Genomic DNA, 14,171 nt, shown 5'->3' with positions numbered 1-14,171 from the left:
GCCTTTACCTCAGACTCGCTCGATGATGGTGGCAACGCCCATGCCGCCGCCGATGCACAGGGTGATCAACGCGTAACGACCGCCGCGGCGCTCGAGCTCGTCGAGCACGGTGCCGGTGATCATCGCGCCGGTAGCTCCCAAGGGGTGGCCCATGGCGATGGCTCCGCCGTTGACGTTGAGCTTCTCGTTCGGAATCTTCAGATCCTTCTGGAACCGCAGCACCACGGACGCGAACGCCTCGTTGAGCTCGAAGAGATCGATGTCGTCGACGGTCAGCCCCGCGGTGGCGAGAACCTTCTTCGACGCCGGGGTCGGCCCGGTGAGCATGATGGTCGTGTCGGCACCGCTGGTGGCCGTGGCGACGATGCGCGCCCGCGGAACCATGTTCAGATCCTTGCCGGCCTGCTCGCTGCCGACGAGGACGAGTGCTGCGCCGTCGACGATGCCGGAGCTGTTACCGCCGGTGTGGACGTGTTCGATCTTCTCGATCCAGTGGTACTTCTGCAGTGCGACGTCGTCGAATCCGCCCATGGCAGCGATACCGGTGAAGGCCGGGTTCAGCTTGCCGAGCGATTCGACGGTGCTACCCGGACGCATGTGCTCGTCCTGATCGAGGATCAGCAGACCGTTCTGGTCGGTGACCGGTACGACGGACTTGGCGAAGTATCCACCCGACCACGCTGCCGCGGCACGCTCCTGCGACTGCGCGGCGTAGGCGTCGACGTCTTCACGGGTGAAGCCCTCGATGGTGGCGATGAGGTCGGCACCGATGCCCTGCGGGGCGAAGTACGTGTCGTAGTTGGTGGCGGGGTCCATGGCCCACGCGCCGCCGTCACTGCCCATCGGCACACGCGACATCGACTCGACGCCACCGGCGACGACGAGCTCGTCCCAACCGGAACGCACCTTCTGCGCGGCCAGGTTGACGGCCTCGAGGCCGGACGCGCAGAAACGGTTGAGCTGGAAGCCACCGACTGTGTCGGGCATCTTCGCAGCAAGCACGGCAGTGCGGGCAATGTCGGCACCCTGGTCTCCGACGGGCGAGACCACTCCGAGGATGAGGTCGGAGATCCGGTTCTCGTCCATGTCGGGGAAACGTCGACGAAGCTCGTCGATCAGGCCGGTCACCAGGGAAATCGGCTTCACCGAGTGCAGGGAGCCGTTCTTTCCTTTGCCTCGGGGAGTCCTGATGGCTTCATAAATGAATGCCTCTGTAGTCACAGCGCGCAGTTCCTTCCACATTCTCGATCGGCGTCGCCGTCGCCGTGTTGGCCGACCGCGTCGATGCGAGGCCACAACAGACCTCAGCTCACTTCACAGTAGGACCGCGGGTCGATCCGACATAAGGACCGAAACGAGCGTTCTCCATGACCGGCGCGGAAGTTCAGGTTTGAACGAAGTCGGCATGGGACACTCGGATAGATCAGATCTACCGAGCGCGGAAGAAGACCCTCCATGGAAACCGACAACGAACTGACCGTGGGCGCCCGCGTCAAAGTACGCATTCACACCACCGGCACCGACGACGAGTCCGGTCAGGACGCCTACGAGACCGGAGCCATCGTCGAGGATTTCGGCGTGCAGACCCCCGACACCACGTCGAGGGAATGGGCGGTGGCACGGCGTTGGGCCGTGGCACTCGACAGTGGCCGCCTGGTGTTCGCCGACAACGAGGATCTCACCGTCGGCTGAGTCACCCGTCGATCAGATCTCTTTGAGCGGTACCGCTCCCAGTTCGCTCACCAGCAGTTCCATCGCGACTGTCTCCGGGTCCCGGCGAACCGTGGGATCGGCAGGCTCGGCGGCAGCCTTGAGCAACTCTTCCTCGTCCTCCGGGGTCTCCGGCGGCGGTGGCCCTACCGGCTCGGGCTCGTCCGGATAGTCCGGGGCTTCCGGCATCGGAATGTCGTCCGCCCCGATGCCGGCCGAGGATCCGTCGCCCGCTGATCCGAACCCGTCCGACGTGGGACGGGGAGCCCCTGCCTGGCTCGGCCTCGAGAACTTCGGCAGCGACGCGGGTTTCGCTGCCGGTTCATCTTTTTTTGCTGATGACTGTTCCGGTGGTGCCGCGGCACCGACCAGACATACCACCGACCATTCGACGCCGAACACGTCACGCAGAGCGTCGCGAATGACGTCGGCATTGCGGGGCTCCTCGAGCCGCTTGGCCAACGGTGCCGAGTCGTGGCCGAGCGTGATGGTGCCGTTCTCGACAGCACGCACCGAGGCTCCGGAGAGCATCACCTCGACGGTCCGGCTCCGCTCCCGCACTTTCGTACGCACCTCGGACCACACCGCGCGAACCGCGGCTGCGTCGGGTTCGCTCGACGCGGCTGCAGGGGCCGCCACGGGTTCCGGTTCCGACTCGAACACGGGATCCGGTTCGGGACCGTAATCGTCCTCGGGCTCCGGCGGAAAATCCTCATGCGGCGTCGGGGCAGTTGATGCAGCCGGGGCGGTCGGAGGCGAATCCTGTTGCACGGGAGCGGGTTCCGGGGCGGGCTCGGGGGTCGGCACCGGCGCAGGCTCGAGTGTCGGCTCGGGCTCAGGTGTCGGGACCGGCTCAGGTGTCGGCTCGGGCTCGGGTGTCGGCGCGGGCTCGGGGGTCGGAACCGGCTCAGGTGTCGGTTCGGGTTCAGGTGTCGGCGTGGGCTCGGGCGTTGGGGCTGGTGCCGGTGTGGGGACTGAGACTGCGGGTGCGGCCGCCACCGGAGCCGGTGCGGGCGCTGTCGGCTCTGCGGCCGGTGGGCGCTGTGACGGTCGCTGGAATTTGCTCACCGGTGCCGGACCCGAGGGGGCGGGCTCCTCGGTGGGTTGCAGTTGCGGTCGCGTCGGATCCGCCACTGCCTGGGCGACGGCTGCCTGCTCCCCCGCCGGAAGGGTGACGTCCAAGCGACGTTCGACGCGTTCGAGTCGTTGCAGCACCGCCGATTCCGCGTCGGAGGCCGAGGGCAGCAGCATGCGGGCGCACATCACTTCGAGCAGCAGACGCGGGGCGGTGGCACCACGCATCTCGCCGAGTCCCGAGTGCACGATCTCGGCGTAGCGAGTCAGCGTCGCCGAGCCGAGCAGATCGGCCTCGTCACGAAGTCGCTCGAGTACGTCGCCCGGCACGTCGACCAGACCGCGTTCTCCGGCGTCGGGCACGGCTTTCATCAGGATCAGGTCTCGCATGCGATCGAGGAGGTCGATGGCGAACCGGCGTGGATCGTGGCCGGCGTCCATCACCTTGTCGACGGTGCCGAACAGTGCGCCGCCGTCGCCCGCAGCCAATGCGTCGACGGCCTCGTCGATCAGCGCGACGTCGGTGACGCCGAGCAGCGACAGTGCCCGCGGGTACGTGACGCCTTCCGGCCCGGCTCCGGCCAGGAGCTGATCCATGACGCTGAGCGAGTCACGGGGCGAGCCGCCGCCGGCGCGGATGACCAACGGGTAGACCGCGTCTTCGACCGGAACCTGTTCCTGGCCGCAGATCTTTTCCAGCAGAACGCGCATCGTCGACGGCGCGAGCAGCCGGAACGGGTAGTGGTGGGTACGCGAGCGGATGGTGGGGAGAACCTTCTCGGGTTCGGTGGTCGCGAAGATGAAGACGAGGTGCTCGGGCGGTTCCTCGACGACCTTGAGCAACGCGTTGAAGCCCGCCGGGGTCACCATGTGTGCCTCGTCGATGATGAAGATGACGTAGCGCGATTCGGCCGGGGCATACACGGCCTTGTCTCGCAGATCACGGGCATCGTCGACGCCACCGTGGCTGGCCGCGTCCATCTCGACGACGTCGAAGTTGCCTGGTCCGCCCGGGGCGAGGGCGACGCAGGAGTTGCACACGCCGCAGGGCGTCGACGTGGGACCTTCGGCGCAGTTCAGCGATCGGGCGAGGATCCGCGCCGAGGAAGTCTTTCCGCAGCCGCGCGGCCCGGAGAAGAGGTAGGCGTGGTTGATTCTGTTGCTGTCCAACGCCACGCTGATCGGCTCGGTGACGTGCTCCTGACCGACGACCTCGGCGAACGTCGCAGGGCGGTACTTCCGGTAGAGGGCCACGCCCGAAAGGGTACCGGCGACCACGGACACAGTTGCATCGCCGGTCATTGTGCGGCGGTGGATACCGCTCTGATGTTCATGACGGCGAAGCTCTCGCGGCTTCCGGTCGATTCCGACAGCGCGTACAGCCAATGGCCGTCCTGCAACGCATCCGAGATCGCGTGCCGCACGATGGCTCCCCTGGAGTTCTGATAGTCGATCGTGACGGGTGTGCCGCGCGCTGCGGCGTCGGTCAACAGATCCAGCTCTCGCGGCAGCAGTCGGCTGTGGGAATCCAGCGCAGACCGCACTCGTGCCTCGTCGACGGTTCCGCTGCTGCCGGCCAGCAGGAGCCGCGCGAGCTCGCGTGGTTCGCGTCGGTGCCGTGCCGGGTGGACGGCACGATGCGTCGGCCGGGTGTCCCCCGCGCGGATGCGAGGTGCGCTGTCGAGTTGGAGTTGCCCGGTGTCGGAGTGCCGTACCGGGGAGTATCCGTGCCTGCGGAGTACCGCGATGGTGTCGATCGGCGTGGCAGAACTGACCAGAACGGTGGGAGCGAGGCGCTGGAACTGCAGCACGGCCAGGGACTCGTCGGTCTCGATGTTGGTCAGCAGGACGACGTCCTCGGAGACGATGGCGCAGGGAATTCTGCGCACGGCCAGTGCGCCGTAGGTACGCCAGCAGTCCCGGATCGTGTAGCTCAGAGCCTGGGGTACGTCGGTGTCGGCCATCGCGGTCAACGCATCGATCAGCTCGTCGCCGGTGCCGCCGGTGTCGAAGAACCCTCGAATGGTCGCGGGAGTGAACCGCCAGACCGACGCCACGTCCCTCGACTCGGGCTGCGCGGCCGCGCCGAGAATCGACGCCACCTCGGTACTGGGTGGTCCGGTCACCACCGCGGTGGAATCGGGCAACAGCCGAACGGAGAACGGAACCCACTCGGCCATGTCCTGCAACTGTGCGGCCAGAGCCGCACGGATTTCGCGCGGGTCACCGTCTCGACCCGCGGGGAACTCGGTGAGGGTGCGGCACAGATCGGTCGGTGCACCGTCGGCCAGTATACCGAGTCGACTCGCCTCCAACCACAGCGCGTGCACGTGGCCGGGCCCGGCGCTCGTCGAGACGACCGGGATGTGCCAGTCCAGGTACCGGGCGAACTCCTCGGCATCCTGCAGAACCGTCACCGGCGAGGCGACGTCCTCGTATCGGAGCAGAGCTGTCAGCGCCGTCGCGCGCAGGTCCGCTGCCGCGGGGTCGTCGAGCATCTTCTTGAGCACGGGAACGGTCTTCTGCGACGCACGGGGCACTCGGTGGGTGGGAGTGATGGGCGAACTCCACCACGCGGTCACCAGCGTCGCCGCCTGTTCGGCTCGGGCGCTCGTCGACCATGTCTCGTAGGCCGAGGGCAACGCGACGCCGGTCTTTCCGCGTTCGGCCAGCAGCCCGGCTTCGCGTGCCAGCATCAACATCAACGCGGTGTCGTGTTCGTCGGCGAACCCCAACCTGCTCGTCAGCGACCGAAGTTCCTTGGCACTGACGCCGCCGGTCTTCATCGTCGTCAGGCCGTCGGCGTCGATGGCCGTCAGCAATGCCTGCGTGTGTTCGCAGAACTGCAGCAGTGCGATGGAACGAGTGCGCCGCACGTCGTCGTGCGAGAGCACGCGGGTCTCGAAGGTCGGCGGCGTGGCTTCGATGGGCAGACGCCACCCGACCCCGCGCAGGGCGATGCTCACCTCCAGCGGCATCTCGACGCGGTGCCCGTCGAGTCGATACAACAATCCCCGCTCGAAGGCAAGGGTCCCCGCGCTCGACGGAATGTCGAAGATCAGTGACACCGGCTTGCCATCGACGAAGCGAGACAACATCGCTCGCATCTCCTCCGACCCGCCGTCGAACAGCGCCCTGATCCGTTCGGGCGTCATCGCGGCTGCAATGGCGTCGGCGCGCGTCCCTCGCTCGAGCGCCGGGTCGATTCCGAGGATCGACAGCACAGCCAGCCGGTCCTGCTCGACGGCGCAGTGCAGGAACAGTTTTCGCTGCCTGCGGGCAAGTCCGAACGGATGCGAGAACACCCCGGACAGATCGATGGGTGAGTATTCGACCGTGCCTGCACCGGGCGAGGAGTGCGGCCAGATCAACCCGTAGGCCGTCAGTGTGGCGAGAGCGGCATCGATGTGCGGCGTCTCGTTGACCGATCCCTCACTCGCCCAGTGCCCGATCTCGGCGCGGCTCAGGTCGCCCATGAGCGCGAACAATTCGAGGAGAGCGAGCGCGCCGCTGTCGAGTCGACGCGGCAGCATCGACACCCGAGACGGTGCACCGAGCAACTGCGCGAGCAAGCCGAACGAGCGCGGTGGCGGGTCGGTCGCCACGTCCGGCCGACGGTGCAGCAGATCGGTCAGTGCGTCCTCGTCGAGAGACGCCAGCCAGCCCTCGTAGGTCTCGATACTGTCGGTCATTTCGCCCCCCGGTGAAAGTTCTGGCCACTGTATCGACGGGCACCGACATACCTATTTGTTCTTGGCTGCGGCTTTCGCTGCCTTCTTGAATTCACGTACCTCGAGCAGCGATTTCTCGTCCACCACGTCGGCGATGGATCGACGCGCACCGTCGTCGCCGTACGCTCCGGCGGCCTTGCGCCACCCGTCGGGCGTGACGCCCATCTGCTTGCCGAGCAGCGCGAGGAAGATGCGGGCCTTCTGATCGCCGTAGCCGGGGAGGGCCTTGAGACGCTTCAGTACTTCGGCACCGTTTGGATCGTCCCGAGTCCAGATCTCCTGCGGCTTGCCGTCGTAGTTCTCGACCAGGAACGCCGCGAGCCCCTGGATGCGCTTGGCCATCGAACCCGGGAACCGGTGGACGGCCGGGGTCTGCGCGCACAGGGCAGCGAACTCGTCGGGATCGGCGTCGGCGACGGTATCGACGTTCAGATCGCCGAGACGGTCGACGAGCTTCTTCGGTCCTGCGAACGCCGATTCCATCGGTACCTGCTGATCGAGCAGCATGCCGATCAGCAGCGCGAACGGATCCTCGGCGAGCAGTGCATCGGCCTCAGGATCGCCGACGAGGTGCAGTGTGCGGGACATGGCCTCGATCCTGCCACGCACCCCTGGGGTCAGGTGATCGACACCAACTGTGTGATGTCGTCGAAGGGCAATGGGCCGTCGACGACGGCTCCGACGACGGCGCTGTTGAGGATGATCGATCCGCCGTGGTTGTCCAGGAAGGCGGTGTCGGATGCGTCGCGTCCGGTGGCGATGCGCACGAGGGTCGATCGCGGTGCGAGGCAGGTCGCGTCCACCACTCGCCACTGGCCTTCGACGAATGCTTCGGCGACCGCATGGAAGTCCATGGGATCGCAGCCCGGCGCGTACACCGCGACCAGGCGAGCAGGGACGTTGACGGCACGCAGCAGCGCAACCACGAGGTGGGTGTAATCGCGGCAGACGCCGGCACCGGCAAGGAGGGTGTCGACTGCGCCGTCGATGGGGTCGCTGCTGCCCGGTACGTAGCTCAGCCGCGCGCCGACCCACGAGGACACCTCGGCGAGCAACTTCTCCGACGGCGGGTAAGAGCCGAATTCCGTTGCTGCGAAGCCGAAGAACTTGTCGGCTTCGGCGTAGCGGCTGGGCCGCAGGTACAGCGAGAGGTCGTAGTCGGAGACCGGAGCGGGCTCGGTGTTTCCGTAGATGGTCGCCGAGTACGACGCCTCGAGCTTGCCGACGCCGGCGTGAATCTTGTGGATGCGGGTGCCGTGAGCACCGCTGATCTCCTGCGCCTCGATCGGCTGACCGTCGAGTGTGAACGAGAGTGCTTCCCACACATCGGTTCCTGGATGCGGTGCAATTGCGATCTGGAACTCGAGGGTGCTGGCCTCGGTCACGTCGACATCGAGGTACGCAGAGACATCACGTTTCATCGTGCCGATCCTGCCATCTTCGAGCCGTTCGCGCAGACTATGACTCGTCGGTGGGGCGATCGCCGGTCACCAGGAAGATGACTCGTTTGGCGACCTCGACGGTGTGGTCGGAGTATCGCTCGTAGAAGCGCCCGAGCAGCGTGATGTCCACTGCGGCAGGAACGCCGTGCGGCCAGTCGGGCGCGGAGGTCAGCATGAACAGGCTGCGGTGCAGCGCGTCCATCTCCTGATCCTGAATTCGCAGGTCGGCGGCGAGTTCGGCGTCTCGGGTCTCCAGGACGCGTTGCGTGGACTCGGCCTGCGCGACGGCAACGCGACCCATCTGCTCGAACACGCCCTCGACCTCGGGCGGCAGTACGTGCGCGGGATGGCGACGGCGAACCAGTTCGGCGATGTGCACGGCCAGGCCCCCCATGCGCTGGAGATCGGCGACGATGTTGATGCCCGAGACGACGCGTCGTAGATCGTGGGCAACGGGTGCCTGCAGGGCCAGGAAGCCGAAGGCTCCGTGCTCCCATTCGACTGCGAGCATGTCGATTTCTTCGCGGTATTCGATGGTCTGCTCGGCGAGAACGATGTCTGCCGTCAACAACGATCGAGTCGCGTCCGCCATCGCCTTCTCAGCGATTCGCGACATTTCGGACAAATTCGACGCCAGCGAATCCAATGTCTCGGCGTAACTGTCCCGCATGAAGTACTCAACCCCTACCGTTCGGCCCTGTTGGGCCTGTAGGCCTTACCCCCGAACACTTGTTTCTACACCTCCCACGGCGCTGTGCGACGCTGAACGCCATGACTGTGTTGAAGTCGATAGTGCTGTTCGGCGTCGCCGCTCTGTTCGAGATCGGCGGAGCATGGTTGGTATGGCAAGGAATTCGAGAGCATCGCGGGTGGCTGTGGGCCGGAGCCGGGGTGATCGCTCTCGGCGCCTACGGCTTCGTGGCGACTCTGCAACCCGACGCGAACTTCGGCCGGATTCTGGCGGCGTACGGCGGGGTGTTCGTCGCGGGATCGTTGCTCTGGGCAATGGTGGTCGACGGTTTCCGACCCGACCGGTGGGACATCACCGGAGCGTCGATCGCACTCATCGGCGTCGCGGTGATCATGTACGGCCCGCGCTGACTCACGCGGGCCGTACCGAGAAGATCAGCAGTTGGACGGCGCGGGCACCCCGTAGAACCGGTCCTTGATCCAGTTCTGCGCCTCGCCGAGGCCGAGGATATCCGGAATCAGGTGTCCGGCACCCGAACCCGGCACGATGGCCGGAACCTGCGCGGCGCTCAGTTGCACGGTGGCACCCTTGCCGCACCAGTCACCGGCCAGTCCGACGGCCTGTCCGTGGGGAACGATGTCGTCGGACGTACCGGACTGAATCAGCACCGGGGCATTCGGCGTCCGCTCACCGATCTTGTTCTTGGCCAGGATCTCCTGAGCGACCGGCAGCCTGTCCAGCACCACCGAGAGCGGCTCGCCGGTCTTGGTGTACTCGTTGGTGCGGTGCAGCCCGACGTTCAGAATCGTTTCCCCCACACACTGATTCGCGACCAGATTCAGCATGGCCTTGCCTGCGTCGTTGATGTTCTCGTCGATGATGGGCTGGAGACCCGGATCGGAGTTGAGCAGACCGTTGAGGGTGTATCCGATGACTCCGGTGAGAATGGTGCCGTCGACCTGCTCGAGGGTCGCCTTCAGATCTGCGGGAGGTGCGCCGGCGTAGGTGCCGACGAGGTTCATCTCGGGTGCGTACTCATCGGCGAGTTCCGCTGCAGCAGCGGCTGCTCCGCCGCCCTGCGAGTAGCCGTACGCGGCCACCGGGCCGTCGGCGGAAATCTTGGTGCCCTGCAGGTTCTGTGCGGCGCGGGCCGCGTCGAGCACAGCGTGAGCTTCCGACGCGCGGTTGACGTACGTGTGCGCACCCGGCGTACCGAGGCCCTCGTAGTCGGTGATGACCACGCCGTAACCCTGCGAGAGCAGCGAGTATGCCGCGAGCACCTCGTACTCGACCATGAAGCCGAGCGGCGGAGTGTAGGTGATGACGTTGTTGAGCATCTTCGACGGCGCGCACTGATCGCCCTGTCCCTGGGTTCCCGGGGCGAGGACGACGAGCGGACGCGGGCCGGGCCCGGTCCACTCCGCGGCGGGATCGATGTAGGTTCCCGTGACAGCATTGGCTTCGCCGTTGGAATCGTTGCTGCGGTACATGATTCGGGTTGCCGCACCGGGCAGTGGGCCACCGATCCCGGGAACCGACAGCGCGAGATGCGAGGGCTCGGACCGGATCACGTCACCCGGGGAGCCTGCGGGGAGCGGGCTCGGTGGAATGTAGAAATCGGATTCGACGGTCGATCCCGTCGAGGGTGCCGCTGACACCGCGGGTGCCGTCACCCCCATGAATACTGCTGCTACCGCCACAGCCGACCCGAACACGCGCTTGCAACGCACCTGATAACCCCCAACGTCGATCACTTGACTTCAAGTGAGCGCTACCCCGTGTAGCACTTATCGTGACGCACCTTACGTGATGCGTCACACAACGCATAGGGCTAGTTCGGTGTCCTCACGATCAGCGTCGACGACGATGCATCGCCGTCTTGGCCGCATCGACCTCGTCGCTGGTGAAGGGCCGCCCCGGCAGCGTCGACCTTGGAACGCCGTCGCCGCGCAGACCGTCGAGCAACACGGTGAAATAGCGTCGCCAGTTCGACGCGTCGACGGTGCTGGAGAATTCGACGCTCGCGCCGATCATGCCGAGCACCGGATAGAAGTCGTTGACGGCGACGTCGGGCCGAAGCTGACCGGATGCCAGTGCTCGTTCGACGATCTTCTCGAAGAACGGATCGATGCGCGAGCGAACCTGAGCGATCCCTCGGCAGCCCTGATCGGACCCGAGTACGACGTCTCCGAGACCGCGATCGAGTGCCATTCCCGCGCACACATCGCCGAGGAACTGCACCAACCCGTCCCACGGATCCTCGGCTTCGAGCGCCCGTTCGGCGGTCGCGAGCATGTCTTCGAGACGCTGCTCGAACACGCCGTCGATCAGTTCTTCCTTGCACGAGAACCGCCGATAGACGGTGCCGACGCCCACCTTGGCGTGCGCCGCGACGTCGTCGAGCGTGATGTCGATGCCGTGTGACGCGAACAGTTCGCGGGCCGCGTCGACGATGCGACGTCGATTGCGTTCGGCATCAGCCCGAAGTGGCTTCGATGCCGCTGTGTCCGCTCTCACACTCATTCGATGTCCGTTTCACCCGATAAGCGGAGGACATTCCTCCACTTCGCTGCTACCTTGTTCTACAACCGGAGGGTACACCTCCGCATAGTCGAACCGAGGACACTATGACCGCCCTTTCATCGGAGAACGTGGGCGACGCCACGTCGAACACCACGCCGGTCGACGAACGTTCGCATCGGAATCGTTGGCTGATTCTCGCGACGCTCGGGCTGGCTCAGCTCATGGTCGTGCTCGACGCGACCATCGTGAACATCGCACTCCCCGCCGCCCAGCTCGACCTGGGCTTCGACAACGCCGACCGCTCCTGGGTCGTCACCTCGTACGCACTCGCGTTCGGCAGCCTGCTGCTGCTCGGTGGACGACTGAGCGACCTCTTCGGACGACGCAACACCTTCCTCATCGGGCTCGTCGGTTTCGCGCTGATGTCGGCTGTGGGCGGCGCGGCCGTCAACTTCGGCATGCTGGTCGCGGCTCGCGCCGGTCAGGGTGTCTTCGGCGCTCTGCTCGCCCCCGCGGCCCTGTCCCTGTTGGCCACCACCTTCACCGACACCAAGGAACGCGCCAAGGCATTCGGCATCTTCGGTGCCATCGCCGGCGGCGGCGGCGCTCTCGGCCTGCTGCTGGGCGGCATGCTCACCGAATGGGCCAACTGGCGCTGGAGCCTGTACGTCAACCTGATCTTCGCCGCACTCGCCTTCGTCGGCGGGTTCCTGTTCCTGGCCAAGCACAAGGTGGACGTCCGCCCCAAGCTCGACATCCCCGGCACCCTCGCCGTCTCGGCCGCACTGTTCTCCATCGTCTACGGCTTCGCTCACGCCGAGTCCGACGGCTGGGGCAACTCGGTCACCCTCGGATTCCTGGCCGCCGGTGTCGTACTGCTCGCAGTGTTCGTGACCATCCAGATGCGCGTCGAGCATCCGTTGTTGCCGTTGCGGATCGTGCTGAACCGCACTCGTGCGGGATCGTTCCTCGCTGTATTCGTCACCGGCGCAGGCATGTTCGCGGTGTTCCTGTTCCTGACGTACTACCTGCAGAACACGTTGAAGTACACGCCCATCACCACCGGGTTCGCCTTCATGCCGATGATCGCGTCGCTGATCCTCACGGCGACGCTGTCCACGGCGCTGATCCTGCCTCGCTTCGGACCCCGCATCCTGATGACGACCGGCCTGGTCGTGGCCTCGATCGGCATGGCACTGCTGACGCAGATCGACGTCGACAGCAGCTACGTCACGCACATCCTGCCCGGCCTGGTCATCATGGGCCTCGGGCTCGGAGCCACCATGGCCCCGGCCATGCAGGGCGCAATCTCGGGCGTCGACCCCGACGATTCCGGTGTCGCATCGGCAACGGTGAACACGATGCAGCAGGTGGGCGGCTCGATCGGCACGGCGCTGCTGAGCACCGTGGCAGCCAATGCGGCGACCAGCTACGTCAGCTCGAACATGGCGACGGCAACCGATGTGGCACTGCTACAGGCCAACGCGGAGATCGCCAGCTACACCACCACGTTCTGGTGGGCGTCGGGAATCTTCCTGCTCGGCGCGGTGCTGTCGGCAACGCTGCTCAAGAGTGGGCCACTGCCGTCGGCACCCGAAGGTGCGGTAGTCGTCGGGCACTGAGCGGCTTCGCCGCATGTGAGCGGAACCTCGTAGCCTGCTACGAAGTTCCGCTCACGTGCGTCAGCCTTCGAGCAGCTTCTCCGTCGCGGCCAGCAGAACGCAGGTCGCGACGCCGTCCATCGACTTCTCCAGCTCACCGAGTGACGGGAAGCTCGGGGCGAGGCGAATGTTCTTGTCTTCCGGATCTTTTCCGTACGGGAAGGCCGAGCCGGCGGCCGTCAGAGCGATTCCGGCTTCCTTGGCCAGCGCGATCGACCGCGCGGCCGTGCCCTCGAGCACGTCGAGGCTGATGAAGTAGCCGCCCTTGGGCTCGGTCCAGGATGCAATCTTCGACGCACCGAGCCGGTCCTCGAGGATCTGCTGCACCAGAGCGAACTTGGGGGCCAGGATCTCGCGATGCTTGGCCATGTGGGCCCGCACACCGGCGGCATCGCCGAAGAAGCGCAGGTGCCGCAGCTGGTTCAACTTGTCCGGGCCGATGCTCTTCTTGCCGAAATGCTTCTGGTACCAGGCGAGGTTCTCCTCGGAACTGCCGAGGAAGCTGACCCCGGCACCGGCGAACGTGATCTTCGAGGTCGACGCGAACACGAACGGGCGGTTGGGGAACCCGGCCTCGGCGGCCATGCCCAACACGTCGTACGACGGCGCGAATTCCTCGGTCAATGGATGCACCGCGTAGGCGTTGTCCCAGAACAGTCGGAAATCGGGTGCGGCCGCAGGCATGGTGGCCAGCGCGCGAACGACGTCCTCCGAGTAGACGGCACCGGTGGGGTTCGCGTAGTTCGGCACCACCCACATGCCCTTGATCTGCGGATCCGACGCCACCAGGTTGGCGATCTCGTGCACGTCCGGGCCGTCGGGTCCCATCGGAACCGGGATCATCTCGATGCCGAAGCTCTCGGTGATCGCGAAGTGCCGGTCGTAGCCGGGCGAAGGGCAGAGGAAGCGCACGTTCGGCTCGGCCGACCAGGCGCGAGGGGAATCGGGCAGCCCGTGCAGCAGCGCCCAGACCACCAGGTCCTGCATGATCTCGAGGCTGGCGTTGTTGCCGGCGAGCAAGTTCTTCACCGGGATGCCGAGAAGTTCACCGAAGATGGCACGCAGTTCCGGCAGGCCCGCGAGGCCGCCGTAGTTGCGGCAGTCGGTGCCGTTGCCGTCCTTGTAATCCGCACCCGGAAGCGTCAGCAGGTCAGCAGCGAGATCGAGCTGCTCGGGCGACGGCTTGCCGCGGGTGAGATCGAGAGTGAGCTTCTCGGCTTTGAGCTGCGTGTACTTCGCGCTCTGCCGCTCGTGCTCGGAGGCAAGCTCCTCATGGTTCATCAGACCCAACTGGGTTTGCGCTGGCATGCGGAGCGGCCTCTCGGTGACGGGTTCCCCG

General features: G+C 66.0%; 12 protein-coding genes. 3 read left to right on the top strand and 9 right to left on the bottom strand.

Going from position 1 to position 14,171, the window contains the following annotated elements:
* Positions 1-9 precede the first annotated feature (9 nt).
* A complete protein-coding gene (locus R3P95_RS18040) occupies positions 10-1,221 on the bottom strand; it encodes an acetyl-CoA C-acetyltransferase (RefSeq protein ID WP_149407263.1) in 1,212 nt (403 codons plus the stop codon).
* 234 nt (positions 1,222-1,455) lie between these two features.
* Between R3P95_RS18040 and R3P95_RS18035 the strand changes: the two genes are divergently transcribed.
* On the top strand, positions 1,456-1,692 hold the full coding sequence (locus tag R3P95_RS18035; protein ID WP_068050455.1) for a hypothetical protein: 237 nt from the start codon (positions 1,456-1,458) through the stop codon (positions 1,690-1,692).
* Between the two features lie 12 nt (positions 1,693-1,704).
* On the opposite strand, the gene R3P95_RS18030 is transcribed toward R3P95_RS18035, so the two are convergent.
* The 5 genes from R3P95_RS18030 to phoU are packed head-to-tail and all read right to left on the bottom strand — an operon-like array spanning position 1,705 to position 8,627.
* Positions 1,705-4,038 (bottom strand): DNA polymerase III subunit gamma and tau, encoded by a 2,334-nt coding sequence (locus R3P95_RS18030; protein WP_317549055.1) that lies wholly within the window; start codon positions 4,036-4,038, stop codon positions 1,705-1,707.
* Between the two features lie 44 nt (positions 4,039-4,082).
* The gene (locus R3P95_RS18025) at positions 4,083-6,476 is read right to left on the bottom strand and encodes a helicase-associated domain-containing protein (RefSeq protein WP_317549054.1); all 2,394 of its coding nucleotides are present in this window, start codon (positions 6,474-6,476) and stop codon (positions 4,083-4,085) included.
* Between the two features lie 51 nt (positions 6,477-6,527).
* On the bottom strand, positions 6,528-7,103 hold the full coding sequence (locus R3P95_RS18020) for an HhH-GPD-type base excision DNA repair protein (RefSeq protein ID WP_149407259.1): 576 nt from the start codon (positions 7,101-7,103) through the stop codon (positions 6,528-6,530).
* Positions 7,104-7,132: 29 nt separating this feature from the next.
* On the bottom strand, positions 7,133-7,936 hold the full coding sequence (locus tag R3P95_RS18015) for a transglutaminase-like domain-containing protein (RefSeq protein WP_068050450.1): 804 nt from the start codon (positions 7,934-7,936) through the stop codon (positions 7,133-7,135).
* Positions 7,937-7,973: 37 nt separating this feature from the next.
* The gene (gene phoU, locus R3P95_RS18010) at positions 7,974-8,627 is read right to left on the bottom strand and encodes a phosphate signaling complex protein PhoU (RefSeq protein WP_068050449.1); all 654 of its coding nucleotides are present in this window, start codon (positions 8,625-8,627) and stop codon (positions 7,974-7,976) included.
* 101 nt (positions 8,628-8,728) lie between these two features.
* Between phoU and R3P95_RS18005 the strand changes: the two genes are divergently transcribed.
* On the top strand, positions 8,729-9,058 hold the full coding sequence (locus tag R3P95_RS18005) for a YnfA family protein (protein WP_068050448.1): 330 nt from the start codon (positions 8,729-8,731) through the stop codon (positions 9,056-9,058).
* A gap of 24 nt (positions 9,059-9,082) precedes the next feature.
* Here R3P95_RS18005 and R3P95_RS18000 read toward each other — a convergent pair whose 3' ends face one another.
* Positions 9,083-10,327, bottom strand: coding sequence for a lipase family protein (locus tag R3P95_RS18000; protein ID WP_149407253.1), 1,245 nt, complete (start codon positions 10,325-10,327; stop codon positions 9,083-9,085).
* Positions 10,328-10,499: 172 nt separating this feature from the next.
* Positions 10,500-11,171 (bottom strand): TetR/AcrR family transcriptional regulator, encoded by a 672-nt coding sequence (locus tag R3P95_RS17995; RefSeq protein WP_094671499.1) that lies wholly within the window; start codon positions 11,169-11,171, stop codon positions 10,500-10,502.
* 104 nt (positions 11,172-11,275) lie between these two features.
* Here R3P95_RS17995 and R3P95_RS17990 point away from each other — a divergent pair, with 104 nt between their 5' ends.
* Complete coding sequence (locus R3P95_RS17990) at positions 11,276-12,793, top strand: DHA2 family efflux MFS transporter permease subunit (protein ID WP_317549053.1); 1,518 nt, start codon at positions 11,276-11,278, stop codon at positions 12,791-12,793.
* A gap of 60 nt (positions 12,794-12,853) precedes the next feature.
* Here the strand turns inward: R3P95_RS17990 and R3P95_RS17985 are convergent, their stop codons facing one another.
* On the bottom strand, positions 12,854-14,140 hold the full coding sequence (locus R3P95_RS17985; protein ID WP_094638959.1) for an aminotransferase class I/II-fold pyridoxal phosphate-dependent enzyme: 1,287 nt from the start codon (positions 14,138-14,140) through the stop codon (positions 12,854-12,856).
* Positions 14,141-14,171: the final 31 nt, after the last annotated feature.

This window comes from Rhodococcus cercidiphylli, assembly GCF_033042225.1.
Lineage (GTDB): Bacteria > Actinomycetota > Actinomycetes > Mycobacteriales > Mycobacteriaceae > Rhodococcoides.
Note: the sequence above shows the minus strand (reverse complement) of the source record. Positions and strands in the feature narration are given on the sequence as shown.

Bases quoted from the DNA above. Each gene is read 5' to 3' on its own strand.
- R3P95_RS18035 (WP_068050455.1), top strand. From the start codon at position 1,456: ATGGAAACCGACAACGAACTGACCGTGGGCGCCCGCGTCAAAGTACGC.
- R3P95_RS18025 (WP_317549054.1), bottom strand. From the start codon at position 6,476: ATGACCGACAGTATCGAGACCTACGAGGGCTGGCTGGCGTCTCTCGAC.
- R3P95_RS18020 (WP_149407259.1), bottom strand. From the start codon at position 7,103: ATGTCCCGCACACTGCACCTCGTCGGCGATCCTGAGGCCGATGCACTG.
- R3P95_RS18015 (WP_068050450.1), bottom strand. From the start codon at position 7,936: ATGAAACGTGATGTCTCTGCGTACCTCGATGTCGACGTGACCGAGGCC.
- phoU (WP_068050449.1), bottom strand. From the start codon at position 8,627: ATGCGGGACAGTTACGCCGAGACATTGGATTCGCTGGCGTCGAATTTG.
- R3P95_RS18005 (WP_068050448.1), top strand. From the start codon at position 8,729: ATGACTGTGTTGAAGTCGATAGTGCTGTTCGGCGTCGCCGCTCTGTTC.
- R3P95_RS18000 (WP_149407253.1), bottom strand. From the start codon at position 10,327: ATGGGGGTGACGGCACCCGCGGTGTCAGCGGCACCCTCGACGGGATCG.
- R3P95_RS17995 (WP_094671499.1), bottom strand. From the start codon at position 11,171: ATGAGTGTGAGAGCGGACACAGCGGCATCGAAGCCACTTCGGGCTGAT.
- R3P95_RS17990 (WP_317549053.1), top strand. From the start codon at position 11,276: ATGACCGCCCTTTCATCGGAGAACGTGGGCGACGCCACGTCGAACACC.
- R3P95_RS17985 (WP_094638959.1), bottom strand. From the start codon at position 14,140: ATGCCAGCGCAAACCCAGTTGGGTCTGATGAACCATGAGGAGCTTGCC.